The organism is Cytobacillus dafuensis (assembly GCF_007995155.1).
In the GTDB taxonomy this organism is placed as follows: Bacteria; Bacillota; Bacilli; order Bacillales; family Cytobacillaceae; genus Cytobacillus; species Cytobacillus dafuensis.
Genome location: NZ_CP042593.1, coordinates 80,265 through 94,045, shown reverse-complemented (window position 1 = coordinate 94,045; position 13,781 = coordinate 80,265). Strand labels below are relative to the sequence as shown.

Genomic DNA, 13,781 nt, shown 5'->3' with positions numbered 1-13,781 from the left:
TTCTTCTTCATTTCATTATCTAGTTTTCAAAGAACAAAAGTTTTGAGAGATTATTCTCTCAAAACTGAACGAACAAGAAACGTCTTATTTAAGAAGTATGAAATACTTCTATATATCCTTAGAAAGGAGGTGATCCAGCCGCACCTTCCGATACGGCTACCTTGTTACGACTTCACCCCAATCATCTGTCCCACCTTAGGCGGCTGGCTCCTTACGGTTACCCCACCGACTTCGGGTGTTACAAACTCTCGTGGTGTGACGGGCGGTGTGTACAAGGCCCGGGAACGTATTCACCGCGGCATGCTGATCCGCGATTACTAGCGATTCCGGCTTCATGCAGGCGAGTTGCAGCCTGCAATCCGAACTGAGAATGGTTTTATGGGATTCGCTTAACCTCGCGGTCTCGCAGCCCTTTGTACCATCCATTGTAGCACGTGTGTAGCCCAGGTCATAAGGGGCATGATGATTTGACGTCATCCCCACCTTCCTCCGGTTTGTCACCGGCAGTCACCTTAGAGTGCCCAACTGAATGCTGGCAACTAAGATCAAGGGTTGCGCTCGTTGCGGGACTTAACCCAACATCTCACGACACGAGCTGACGACAACCATGCACCACCTGTCACTCTGTCCCCCGAAGGGGAACGCCCTATCTCTAGGGTTGGCAGAGGATGTCAAGACCTGGTAAGGTTCTTCGCGTTGCTTCGAATTAAACCACATGCTCCACCGCTTGTGCGGGCCCCCGTCAATTCCTTTGAGTTTCAGCCTTGCGGCCGTACTCCCCAGGCGGAGTGCTTAATGCGTTAGCTGCAGCACTAAGGGGCGGAAACCCCCTAACACTTAGCACTCATCGTTTACGGCGTGGACTACCAGGGTATCTAATCCTGTTCGCTCCCCACGCTTTCGCGCCTCAGTGTCAGTTACAGACCAGAAAGTCGCCTTCGCCACTGGTGTTCCTCCACATCTCTACGCATTTCACCGCTACACGTGGAATTCCACTTTCCTCTTCTGCACTCAAGTTCCCCAGTTTCCAATGACCCTCCACGGTTGAGCCGTGGGCTTTCACATCAGACTTAAGGAACCACCTGCGCGCGCTTTACGCCCAATAATTCCGGACAACGCTTGCCACCTACGTATTACCGCGGCTGCTGGCACGTAGTTAGCCGTGGCTTTCTGGTTAGGTACCGTCAAGGTACCGCCCTATTCGAACGGTACTTGTTCTTCCCTAACAACAGAGTTTTACGATCCGAAAACCTTCATCACTCACGCGGCGTTGCTCCGTCAGACTTTCGTCCATTGCGGAAGATTCCCTACTGCTGCCTCCCGTAGGAGTCTGGGCCGTGTCTCAGTCCCAGTGTGGCCGATCACCCTCTCAGGTCGGCTACGCATCGTTGCCTTGGTGAGCCGTTACCTCACCAACTAGCTAATGCGCCGCGGGCCCATCTGTAAGTGATAGCCGAAGCCATCTTTCAGCTTTCCTACATGTGTAGGAAAGAATTATCCGGTATTAGCTCCGGTTTCCCGAAGTTATCCCAGTCTTACAGGCAGGTTGCCCACGTGTTACTCACCCGTCCGCCGCTAACTTGCGAGAGCAAGCTCTCACAAGTCCGCTCGACTTGCATGTATTAGGCACGCCGCCAGCGTTCGTCCTGAGCCAGGATCAAACTCTCCAATAAAGAGTAAGATTAGCTCTTAAAAATGTCTTATAAAAAGACTTTGAATTAACGTTGACGTTTTTGTTCGTTCAGTTTTCAAAGAACAAATTCAAGTGTTTCTGTCGTTTAAGACGACTTTTTAATATTACCAGATTCGTTAAGTTGAGTCAACAACTTTTTTGAACTTTTTTTATTTCAAAGTTGCTATCTTTGCAGCAACAGATACTAATATATCACCATTAACACTTGTATGCAATATGTTTTTTAGATAAAAAACAAAGAAAAAATATTCGAATTATTCCACTCTGCACAACCAGAAAATAGAATCTATTTTAATGACGGAAGTTTATAAGATTTTTTGCTTTTAATAGAATGACTGCTTCATACTTTGACACTATTCCATCATACACTCATATATAAAGGCAAGGTACAATAGTACCTTGCCTTTTAAGGAAATTTAACGATGGCGCATTAATGGGAATAGAAGTACATCCCTAATAGAAGGAGAATTCGTTAATAACATAACTAATCGATCTATTCCTATTCCAAGTCCTCCAGTTGGAGGCATACCATACTCTAACGCTTCAATAAAGTCATCATCCATCATATGTGCCTCATCATTACCTTGTTCACGTTCTTTTAGCTGTGCCTCAAAGCGCTCTCTTTGATCAATAGGATCATTTAATTCTGTAAATGCATTAGCATGCTCACGAGCGACAATAAACAGCTCAAAACGATCTGTAAAACGAGGATCTTCGTCATTTTTCTTCGCAAGAGGAGAGATTTCAACAGGATGCCCAAAAATAAATGTCGGCTGAATCAATTTCTCCTCGACCTTTTGCTCAAAGAATTCATTAACAATATGTCCATAGAGCATATGCTCAGTAATTTCAACACCATGTTCTTTTGCTAAACTTCTAGCTTCCTCGGTCGTCATCTCTTTCCAGAAGTCTACACCAGTATATTCCTTAATCGCATCTACCATATGAAGTCTTTTCCATTCAGGTGTTAGATCTACTTCATGTTCACCATATTGGATCTTCGTTGTTCCATGGACCTCTTGAGCGATATGTGCAATTAAGTTTTCAGTTAAGCTCATGATATCACGATAATCAGCATACGCTTCATATAATTCAATCATTGTGAATTCAGGATTGTGACGAGTAGAAACCCCTTCATTGCGGAATACACGGCCAATTTCATAAACCTTTTCTAATCCACCAACAATTAATCGTTTTAAATGCAGCTCAATAGCAATACGCATATAAAGCTCCATATCAAGGGCATTGTGGTGCGTGATAAATGGACGCGCAGATGCACCTCCTGCAATTGAATGCATCATTGGTGTTTCTACCTCTAGATATCCTAGACTATCTAGATAACGGCGCATAGATTGAATAATACGGCTACGAGTTACAAAAGTATTTTTACTTTCTTCGCTCATAATTAAATCTAAATAACGCTGACGGTACCGCTGTTCAACATCCTTAAGCCCATGAAACTTATCAGGAAGCGGACGTAGTGACTTTGTTAATAGTTCGAATCCCTGAACTTTAATAGAAAGTTCTCCTACTTGTGTTTTGAAAAGTGTACCAGACACGCCAACTAAATCGCCAAGATCCGCACTGTCGAAAATCTCATACTTTTCATCACCTACAGCATCTTTACGAACATATAGTTGAATTTGTCCTGTTAAATCTTGAATATGAGCAAATCCAGCTTTTCCTTTTCCGCGCTTAGTCATAATACGGCCAGCAACTGTTACTGAAACATTTTTCTGTTCTAAGTCTTCTTTTTCAAACTCTCCGTATTGTTCAATTAACTCTTTTGACTGATGGGAACGTTCAAAACGTTTTCCAAACGGATCTAGCCCTTTTTCACGCAGGCTATTCATTTTTTCCCTTCTGACAATAATTTGGTCATTTAATTCTTCATGGCTCTGACTCACTTGTATCATCTCCAATTTGTAGATCTTTTTATGTAAAGTGTAAAACTGCGATATTAAAGATTCCCATACTTATTTTACACAAAGTGGACTGCATAGACATCATTAATGTTTATAAATAGAATAAAAACTGCCAGCATGTCCACTGGCAGTTCTCTTTATATGAAAAGTATTATAGATAAAGAATAAGGCTATGTCAAACTTTATCGCAGATTAACAATCAACATAGGAACATAGGATGGAAGATATTACAAAAGATTATCTACTATCAAAATCTGAAATAGCACACCCTGTGTGTCCGAATCTCCAAAGGATCACTTTATCCAACTTGCATTTGGCTTTGTTCTTTCTCTTCAGCCTCAATTACAAGTGCAGTTAATAAAGTGACAAGATCTTCTCTTGTGTTGCATTCATTAACAGCATTGCGTACCTTCGCGTTTCCGCGAATACCCTTCAAGTACCAAGCTGCATGCTTTCGCATTTCACGAACTGCAATATATTCATTTTTTAGCGCGATTAATCGGTCAAGATGAAGGATACATACATCAATTTTTTCGCGAACACTTGGCTCATCCATTAATTCGCCTGTTTCAAGATACTTCACAGTACGATAAATCATCCACGGATTTCCTAATGCAGCTCGGCCGATCATAACGCCGTCACAGCCAGTTTCTTCAAGCATACGCTTCGCATCTTGAGACGTCATGACATCACCGTTTCCTATTAAAGGAATGTTAATATTTTGCTTAACTTCGCGGATGATGTCCCAATTTGCTTTTCCCTCATACATTTGTACGCGGGTACGTCCATGTAAGGAAACAGCTTTTCCTCCTGCACTCTCAACAGCTTGAGCATTTCGGACAGCATAAATATGGTCCTCATCCCAGCCCATACGCATTTTAACTGTTACAGGCTTGTCAACAGCAGCCGTTACGGCAGAAACCATTTCATAGATTTTATCTGGATCGAGCAACCATTTAGCTCCTGCATCACATTTCGTGATTTTCGGAACAGGGCAGCCCATATTAATATCGATAATATCAGCATTTGAGTTTTTATCAACAAATTGAGCGGCTTCAACTAACGTCTCTTTTTCACCGCCAAAAATTTGCAAGCTTAGCGGCTTTTCTCTTTCATCTATATAAAGCATGTTCATCGTTTTCTCGTTTTTGATCACAATCCCTTTGTCGCTGACCATTTCTGCACATACAAGTCCGGCGCCAAACTCTTTGACAGTGAGACGAAACGCCGAGTTACATACCCCTGCCATTGGAGCAAGAACAACACGGTTTTTTAATTCAATGTCACCAATTTTGAACATGTGGACCCTCCTTTTATTAGCAGATAAATGATTAAACACACACTTTACTTTAGTAGTTAATAAACTTAAACTTTCTTATTAGCCAAAAAATAAATCTATTACTCATTTTCCTCCGGTGGAGTCAGATCTTCAATAGTAATATTTAGCAAGCGTACAATTCGTTCTAAAAAATCTAGAGCTGGCATCCGATTTCCCCTTTCAATTTCTCCAAGGATTGAAACAGATACACCTAACTGCCTTGCAAAGCTTTCCTGTGTATAGCCTTTTAATTTTCGAAAAGCGCGAATACGTCTTCCCCATTTTTCTGCTTCCATATTCGTACTCCCTCTCTATCTGGTATATCCTCTAAAACTGTTTGAAGAGGAGTTTCCATCGTCGGAATTTTGGTGCCAGACTGAATCTCTAATAGAGGAATGATGACAAAAGCCCTTTCATGCATCCGAGGATGAGGAACTATTAACTTCTCTGAATTAATATTTTCTTGATTATACAACAAAATGTCAAGGTCTATTGTCCTAGGTCCCCATCGAATGTCCCTTTTTCTCCCAAGTTTTTTTTCAATTTCTAAGCAAACATCAAGTAATTCAGTCGACGTTAAGTCTGTTCTCACTTGAATCACCATATTTAAAAATTGATCCTGCTCTTCATATCCTACCGGGTCTGTTTCATAGATGGAGGAGGTTTTTACCACTTTTATTTTTGGAGCAGCCTCAATACTTGTAATGGCTGCTTTAATATTTTCAAACCGGTTGCCAATATTAGAACCTAAAGCAATATAAGCGTCATTATTCATATTTACCTACCCCTTGTAATTTCAACGGCTACTGATTCATAATGGCCAGGAATTGGGGGATCAGGCTTAATCATCCTCACTGTCACTTGGGAAATAGCATGAAATCGGTCTAACATTTCCCCGGCAATCTTTTCAGCCACAGCTTCTATGAGTTTCAAAGGTTTCCCTTCAACAACATCTTTACAAACTTGATATAGCTCACCATAATTAATTGAATCCTCGAGATGATCTGACTCTCCAGCCTTTTTCAAATCTGTCTCCACAGTCAAATCTACTATAAATCGTTGACCAAGCCGGGTTTCCTCTGGAAAAACACCGTGATAGCCATAAAACGCCATTTTATTTATTATAATTCGATCCATAAATGTTATATCCCTTTCCCCATAAGTGCATCCATCATTGTAGCCATCCGCTTCATTTCCTTCACATCATGAATCCGAATGATTTGACACCCTTTTTGGATTCCGTAACAAACGGTCGCACCTGTCCCTTCCATCCGCTCATGGACAGGCAAATCTAGAACACTTCCGATCATTGATTTCCGAGATGTCCCTAATAAAACTGGATAGCCAATCGAAACAAGCTTGTCCAAATGTCTCATCATTTCAAGATTCAAGTCTAAATCCTTCGCAAAACCAATGCCTGGATCTAGAATAATATTTTCATCTTTCACACCAGCGTTTTTCACTAGCGTGATACTCTCATATAAATCGTTTACGGCATCTCGATAGAAAACAGTATAATCTTGATTCTTTCGATTATGCATTAAAATAATAGGAACCTGTAGCTCTGCAGCAACTGATGCCATATCTGGATCAGCTTTCGCGCCCCAAATGTCGTTAATAATATGGGCGCCAGCCTTAATGGCTTGTCTAGCTACTTCCGCTTTATAAGTATCTATCGATATAGGAGCATTTACTTCTTTAGAGATGGCCGCTATGACAGGGATCACCCTTTCTAACTCCTCCTCTAATGGAACAGCATCGAAGCCTGGCCGGGTGGATTCTCCGCCAATATCAATGATATCAGCCCCATCTTTAACCATTTGCAACGCCCGCTCAACGGCTCTATCGATATGATTAAACCTTCCTCCATCAGAAAAAGAATCAGGGGTTGCATTTAAAATCCCCATAATCAACGTCTTACTTTCATAATCCAATGAATAAGGCCCACATTTGATCACATTCATTACAACATAACTCCTTTACAGCTCTTTTCTGCTCCATAAAACCTTTGAAAATTGATCATAAAGCTGTTGTAGCTCTATTATTTTTTTCCCCATAATGCCAGGCATCTTTTTCCCATTAAACAAAGCAATTGGGACAATCTCTTGAATCGAGTTCGTGACAAAGATCTCTTCTGCCTTCATGACTTGATCGAGGGTGAAAAATCCCTCTTTAATCGTCATTCCATATTTGCCAGCAAGCTTTAATACAAATTGTCTTGTAATACCATTTAGGATTCCAGTTTCAACTGTAGGAGTAAACAGGATTTTGTCCTTAATCCAAAATAGATTGGATACAACTCCTTCTGCTAAAAAATCTTCATCTGTAAGAAAGATGCCTTCACATTCATGTGAATCTCCCATTTCTCTCTTCGCTAAAATATTATTTAAATAATGGTGAGATTTTAACCTCTCTAGCCCCTCTGGTGTATTGCGCTTTAGCTTCAGAATAATCGCTTCTTTTTCCAAAAAGGGATTTCTTTGCGGAAGTGGCTTTGTAAACATTATCAAGTTCGGTTGTGTATAAGGTTCTGTTTGCAATCCGATTTCACCCATACCAGCTGATACATTCAACCGAATATAGGCGTCTGTTAATTGATTCTCTTTCAATAAAAGATGGATTGAAGCAAGGATTTCTTCCCTTGAATACAGAGCCTTTATATTTAAAACCTCCAAGCTGTTATTCAGTCGCTCCAAATGGTCATCTAATAAAAACGGATGACCATTATAGGTTCTGAATGTTTCAAACAAGCCCATACCGTATAGGAATCCATGATCAAATGGAGAAATAGACGCCTCTTCCTTCCGAACGAGTTCGCCATTCATATATAAAAACACATTTCTCCCTCCTATCCGCGATAAAAGTGAAGAAAGTTTCTCAGCAATTCCTTGCCTGCTTTCGTCATGATCGATTCTGGATGAAATTGCACTCCCTCTATAGGAAGCTCTTTATGACGAATAGCCATTATTTCTCCCTCATCCGTCCAGGCGGACACTTCCAGGCATGGTGGAAGAGTTTCCTTTTTGACAATTAAGGAATGATATCTCGTTGCTGGAAATGGGTTAGGCATGCCTTGAAAAATCGTTTTTCCATCATGATAAATGTCGGATGTTTTTCCGTGCATTAGACGCTCGGCTTGGACGACATCCCCGCCAAACACTTGCGCAATTGATTGATGTCCGAGACAAACACCGAAAATAGGAATGTGACCAGCAAAGGTCTCTATCGCTTCAAGACTAATTCCTGCCTCATTTGGAGTACAAGGACCGGGCGAAACCATTAAAAACTTCGGCTGCTTATGACGAATCTCTTCAATCGATGCTTCATCATTTCTTTTGACGATTAATTCCTCGCCAATCTCTCCGAGGTATTGCACGAGATTATAGGTAAATGAATCATAGTTATCAATCATAAAAATCATGTCTCGTTACCTTCTTCCTGTTCAGCCATCTCTTTTGCTTTCCAAAGGACAATCGCCTTCTTTAATGATTCCTTATACTCATTTTTTGGATTTGAATCAATGACAACTCCTGCACCTGCTTGTACATGAGCTTTTCCTTCTTTTACAATCATCGTCCGAATAATAATATTTAGCTCTAGATCACCGCTGTAATTGATCCATCCTAACGAGCCGGTATAAGGACCTCTCGTTACTGGTTCCAGCTCTTCGATGATTTCCATCGTTCGAACCTTTGGTGCTCCTGTAATCGTTCCTCCCGGGAATACAGCATCAATTAAATCGGAACCATCCTTCCCATAGGCTAATTCTCCACGTACATTCGACACGATATGCATGACATGGGAATATTTTTCAATCACCATAAATTCATTCACTTCAACAGATCCAAATTTACAGACACGCCCAAGATCATTTCTTTCTAAATCAACAAGCATCACATGCTCGGCTCGTTCTTTCTCATTTTCAATTAATTCGTTTGCAAGCTCGAAGTCCTCAGCTTCATCCCTTCCGCGCGACCGCGTTCCTGCTATTGGACGTGTGCTGACCTCCTCACCTTTTTTCTTTATCAAAAGCTCTGGTGATCCACTTACAAGCTGATATTCTGGCGTGTGGAAATAGCCCATATATGGAGATGGGTTCAATCTCCGGAGCTGTTCATATACATCAATGGCCTCCACACCGATCGGCTGACTTTGGCGAACAGACAGATTAACTTGAAACACATCTCCCTGTGAAATGTAATGCTGAACCTTTTCAACAGCTTGAATAAATTCCTCTTCATTCATGGAAACTTCAAGCTGATCATTTTTATGAAAAGCTTTTTTAGACGGAACATTTGAAGTTTCCGCCACCCAACGACTTATCCATTCCTCGGCTCTTATTTCTAAAGCCTGCTTATCTTCATTTTCTCCATATAAAAACATGATCCATAAAGTTTCATCTTTATGATCAAATACAAACCATTCTTTAAAAGCTAAAAAATGAATATCAGGAATGAGCAGATCATCCATGGCGACAGAAGGCAAGCGCTCAATATAACGGCCATAATCATAGCTAATCAAGCCAATAGCACCGCCCTGAAAATCTGGAAGTTCGTCCACTTTCTCCACTTGGAATTGACGCAGCCATTCCATCAATAAATGAAGGGGATTTCCTTCAAAAATCTGTCTTCCTTCCGGCTCAATAATTTCGAGCTTTGAATTTTTACCGATTAGAACAGTTTCTGGGTCAAAAGCGGCTATACTATAACGCCCACCCCTCCCGCTTTCTAATAGGACATGATGCTGCTTGTCCGCTGTTAAATGACGGTATTGTATAAAAAATTGGTTTAACGAAATCGTGCACTTTTTTGCATATATATTAAATTTCTTCAAAGGAATGTCACCCCTCATCAATTCTCTTTTTTTATCATACATGAAGCATGAAAAAAGCAACAGCTAATTTCAGCTATTGCTTTTGCTTCATTATTCTGTTTCGAATTGATATAAAGGAGTGCTCAAATAGCGCTCTCCATTACTAGGAATGATGGCAAGAACCTTCTTTCCTTTCCCAAGCTCCTTCGCTACCTTTAAGGCTGCAAAAATGGCTGCTCCAGAAGATATTCCGCCAAGAATCCCTTCTTCTCTTGCTGCAAGGCGAGCATATTCAAATGCCTCGTCATTCGTTACCTTTATGATCTCATCATATATTTCTTCATTGAGAACTTTTGGCACAAAGCCAGCACCAATCCCTTGGATTTTATGAGGTCCTGGCTTCCCACCTGAAAGAACTGGAGAATCGTTTGGTTCAACCGCATAGATTTTTACACTCTCATATTTTTCACGAAGGACAGAACCAGCACCTGTGATAGTCCCGCCAGTTCCGACACCTGAAATAAATGCATCAAGCTGATCACCCATTTGCTCGACAATCTCTTTACCCGTTGTTCGGCGATGAATGTCTGGATTCGATGGATTTTCAAATTGCTGCGGCATGAAGTAACCGTGCTCTTTTGCCAGCTCTTCAGCTTTGCGAATGGCACCGTTCATCCCTTCTGTTCCAGGTGTTAATACTAGCTCTGCTCCATATGCGCGAAGAAGATTTCGTCTTTCCATACTCATTGTTTCCGGCATCACTAAAACGGCTTTATAGCCTTTGGAAGCTGCAATCATCGCAAGGCCAATTCCAGTATTACCGCTTGTCGGTTCAATAATCGTCGATCCCTGTTCTAAGGCTCCACTTTCCTCCGCTGCTTCAATCATTGCAAGGGCAATTCGATCTTTTACACTGCTTCCAGGATTCATATATTCTAATTTTACATACACATCTGCACTATTTTCATCAACCATTCGATTAAGCTTAACAATCGGCGTCTGTCCAACTAACTCTGCAATAGAATTTGCTATACGAGGCATATTCTCCACTCCTTATTTCCGAGTATTTATATTGGTTTAATTAAAATTTAATACGAATACTCAAAAATGTCAAATGATTTCATTTAGAAATGTATTATTTTTACAAAAAATCATCCTTTTGCCTATATTTCTTTAACCTATACTATTCTATCCATCTTAATCTGGTGAAATGCAAAAACACGGAACTTGTCCGTGTTTTTAGCAAAGCATGAATTTTCGAGTTAGAAAAATATCTATTCCGAAGGCGCTTCCACTTTTCTATTGCGCTTCTGTATCTCCGTAAAACCACTCTATGTCCAGTTCATTCCAGAATGGTCTTGCTGAAACTGGTGTATCCATTTGTTCTAATGCCATTTGTCTGCGAATTTGGTCTTTTACTTCTTTATAGGAGTATTCTTTTCCTTTGACATGCTCATGCATCATAACGATCACATAATGATCTTCCACTTTGATAGGTTTACTCCATTTACCCGGTTTTATGCTTTTTATTTGGTTAATAAATTTCTTCGTATAGCGCCCGCTATTTTCATTCACATATCCTGCATCTCCGCCCAAATTAGCTGTAAATTCATCAATCGAGCGTTCCATTGCCAATACGGAAAAACTGGAACCATTCTCTAATTCCTTTATGGTTTGCTCTGCTTCTTCCTTTGTTTCGACGATGATCTGGGATATATGATAAGAATCAGGCAAAATATATTGCTCTTTATTTTGTTCGTAGTAATCCTTTATTTCTTTTTCTGATATTTCCACATCTTTAGTCAGAAGCTCTTCAAGCATTAAGGTATTTTTGATTTGCTCCCTCCATTTGTCCTCATCGACTGCTTGGTAGCCTCCAGATGAGCCGTACATGGATTTGATCATTGTTAATTCACGTTCAACATCTTTATCCGATATTTTAACCTTATATTTTTCCCCGGCTGCTTCAATCACTTTTTGGTCAATTAATTCTTTTAATATTTCCTTGCCATATCTTGATTCCATCTCATTTAGCCATTCCTGTCGGGTGATCTTTTCCTTGCCTACTGTTGCCACTGTTTCATTATTTCCTGTATTCCCTTTAGCAAGAAAAAAAACAACCGTTATGCAATTTAACAAAATAAGTAGGGCTATGACTAACCAAAGCTTCTCCCTCTTTAGCCTCTCCTTCTTCAATGAATACTCTCCCCTTAGCCTATTGCTTTGCTTCTTGTTTAAATTCTTCTAATTCTTCTTTCGAATAATGATAAACCTCATTACAGAAGTGGCATTGTGCTTCAGCTTTGTCTTCTGTATTGATGATTTCCTGTATTTCTTCAGCACCTAAGCTTATAATAGCAGCTCCAAATCTTTCTTTTGAGCATGTACATACAAAGGCAACAGGCTGTTTTTCCAAAATTTTCACATTTTCTTTTCCTAAAATCTTTTCTAACAATTCTTCTGGGGTTAAGCCTTGCTGAATAAGCTTGGATACAGGAGGTATTGACTTTAACCTATTTTCAATATCAGAAATAGTCTCTTCTTCCGTCCCAGGCATTAATTGTATAATAAAGCCTCCTGCAGCAAGAATCGTGTTATCAGGATTTACAAGTACGCCTACCCCAACGGATGAAGGGGTTTGCTCTGAAGTAACAAAATAATACGTAAAATCTTCCCCTAATTCCCCTGAAACAATTGGGACTTGGCCAGTAAAATGTTCCTTCATACCAATGTCTTTCACAACAGTTAACAAACCTGTTGTACCGACCGCACGCCGGACATCAAGCTTGCCATGTTCATTTAAATCAAAATGCGTTTGTGGATTCGTTACATATCCTCTTACTTCACCCTTTGAATTGCTATCTACTAAGATAACACCGATTGGGCCGCCGCCCTCGATTTTTATCGTTAGCTTCTCTTCACCTTTTAACATTGCACCCATCATAACACCTGCTGACATCGCTCTCCCTAGCGCAGCAGATGCAGTTGGCCATGTTTGATGACGCACTTGCGCCTCTCCAATCGTTTCTGTCGTACGAACTGCATATGCACGAACCTGGCCATTATAGGCAAGCGCTTTGACTAAATAATCACCCATTTTTTTACTCCCTTTCAAACGTTCATTCATAGTTGTTTTTCATTATTTTGATGACTCAATATTACGCTTATAAATTAGCTGCAGACCTTTCAAGGTTAGAAACGGATCAACAATATCAATAATGGTTGATTCCTTTGCAATTAAACCTGCTAGACCGCCAGTCGCAATGACTGTAGGATTTTCAGTTGCCTGTTCCTTCATTCTTTTTACGATTCCCTCAACTTGTCCTACATAACCAAATAAGATTCCAGCCTGCATAGCAGACACTGTATTCTTTCCGATAATGCCATCTGGACGAGCAATTTCAATTCTTGGCAGCTTAGCAGCTCGGGAATAAAGAGCCTCTGTTGAAATACCAATTCCAGGAGCAATTGCACCACCCATATATTGTTTCTTTTCGTTTATATAGCAGTAGGTCGTTGCAGTTCCAAAGTCTACAATAATAAGCGGGCTGTCATAATCATGAATAGCTGCTACCGCATTCACAATCCGATCCGCGCCCACTTCTCTCGGATTTTCATACTTAATATTTAATCCTGTTTTTATTCCTGGTCCAACAATCAGAGGTTTTATTTGGAAATATTTATCACACATCCGCTCAAGCGCTGTCATAATAGGCGGTACGACAGAAGAAATAATAATTCCTTCGATGTCAGAAAAAGTTAGCTTAACATGATCAAAAAGAGACTTTATCACCATTCCGTATTCATCTTCTGTTTTATTTCGATTTGTCTCAATTCTCCAATGGTATTTCAGTTCATCACCATCGTATACCCCTAATACCATATTTGTATTACCAATATCAAAAACAAATATCAATTATCTCACCACTTTATTATTTATATATAAAAACGAGGGGTTTTTCACTGAAAACATCATAACATAACTTGAATGTGATCGTGTAATTGGAAATGATTTTATAGAGCTAGACATTTC

13 protein-coding genes and 1 rRNA gene are annotated in these 13,781 nt (G+C 40.3%); all 14 read right to left on the bottom strand.

Going from position 1 to position 13,781, the window contains the following annotated elements; all coding sequences use genetic code 11:
- Nucleotides 1-122 precede the first annotated feature (122 nt).
- Nucleotides 123-1,673, bottom strand: a 16S ribosomal RNA gene (locus FSZ17_RS00460).
- A gap of 436 nt (nt 1,674-2,109) precedes the next feature.
- Nucleotides 2,110-3,609: a lysine--tRNA ligase gene (gene lysS, locus FSZ17_RS00455; protein WP_057776810.1), complete on the bottom strand. Its 1,500-nt coding sequence runs from the start codon at nt 3,607-3,609 to the stop codon at nt 2,110-2,112.
- A gap of 307 nt (nt 3,610-3,916) precedes the next feature.
- Nucleotides 3,917-4,918, bottom strand: coding sequence for a tRNA dihydrouridine synthase DusB (gene dusB / locus FSZ17_RS00450; RefSeq protein ID WP_057776808.1), 1,002 nt, complete (start codon nt 4,916-4,918; stop codon nt 3,917-3,919).
- Nucleotides 4,919-5,016: 98 nt separating this feature from the next.
- On the bottom strand, nt 5,017-5,232 hold the full coding sequence (locus FSZ17_RS00445; RefSeq protein ID WP_057776807.1) for a helix-turn-helix domain-containing protein: 216 nt from the start codon (nt 5,230-5,232) through the stop codon (nt 5,017-5,019).
- A complete protein-coding gene (gene folK, locus FSZ17_RS00440) occupies nt 5,184-5,711 on the bottom strand; it encodes a 2-amino-4-hydroxy-6-hydroxymethyldihydropteridine diphosphokinase (RefSeq protein WP_057776806.1) in 528 nt (175 codons plus the stop codon). Before folK ends, FSZ17_RS00445 begins: the two co-directional genes overlap by 49 nt.
- Nucleotides 5,712-5,713: 2 nt before the next feature.
- On the bottom strand, nt 5,714-6,073 hold the full coding sequence (folB, locus tag FSZ17_RS00435; protein ID WP_057776805.1) for a dihydroneopterin aldolase: 360 nt from the start codon (nt 6,071-6,073) through the stop codon (nt 5,714-5,716).
- A 5-nt stretch (nt 6,074-6,078) separates the two neighbouring features.
- Nucleotides 6,079-6,900 (bottom strand): dihydropteroate synthase, encoded by an 822-nt coding sequence (folP, locus tag FSZ17_RS00430; protein WP_057776804.1) that lies wholly within the window; start codon nt 6,898-6,900, stop codon nt 6,079-6,081.
- Nucleotides 6,901-6,915: 15 nt separating this feature from the next.
- Nucleotides 6,916-7,773, bottom strand: a complete 858-nt coding sequence (gene pabC, locus FSZ17_RS00425) for an aminodeoxychorismate lyase (RefSeq protein WP_057776803.1) — start codon at nt 7,771-7,773, stop codon at nt 6,916-6,918.
- A gap of 11 nt (nt 7,774-7,784) precedes the next feature.
- Nucleotides 7,785-8,357 (bottom strand): aminodeoxychorismate/anthranilate synthase component II, encoded by a 573-nt coding sequence (gene pabA, locus FSZ17_RS00420; protein ID WP_057776802.1) that lies wholly within the window; start codon nt 8,355-8,357, stop codon nt 7,785-7,787.
- On the bottom strand, nt 8,354-9,787 hold the full coding sequence (locus tag FSZ17_RS00415) for an anthranilate synthase component I family protein (RefSeq protein ID WP_185150655.1): 1,434 nt from the start codon (nt 9,785-9,787) through the stop codon (nt 8,354-8,356). Before FSZ17_RS00415 ends, pabA begins: the two co-directional genes overlap by 4 nt.
- A 72-nt stretch (nt 9,788-9,859) precedes the next feature.
- Nucleotides 9,860-10,789 carry a cysteine synthase A gene (cysK, locus tag FSZ17_RS00410; protein WP_057776800.1) on the bottom strand — a complete coding sequence of 310 codons (930 nt, stop codon included), beginning with the start codon at nt 10,787-10,789 and terminating at the stop codon, nt 9,860-9,862.
- A gap of 258 nt (nt 10,790-11,047) precedes the next feature.
- Nucleotides 11,048-11,944 carry a peptidyl-prolyl cis-trans isomerase gene (locus FSZ17_RS00405; RefSeq protein ID WP_057776799.1) on the bottom strand — a complete coding sequence of 299 codons (897 nt, stop codon included), beginning with the start codon at nt 11,942-11,944 and terminating at the stop codon, nt 11,048-11,050.
- Between the two features lie 19 nt (nt 11,945-11,963).
- Entirely contained in the window at nt 11,964-12,845 is an 882-nt protein-coding gene (hslO, locus tag FSZ17_RS00400) for an Hsp33 family molecular chaperone HslO (protein WP_057776798.1), read from the bottom strand.
- A gap of 42 nt (nt 12,846-12,887) precedes the next feature.
- Complete coding sequence (locus tag FSZ17_RS00395; RefSeq protein WP_057776797.1) at nt 12,888-13,664, bottom strand: type III pantothenate kinase; 777 nt, start codon at nt 13,662-13,664, stop codon at nt 12,888-12,890.
- Between the last annotated feature and the right edge of the window lie 117 nt (nt 13,665-13,781).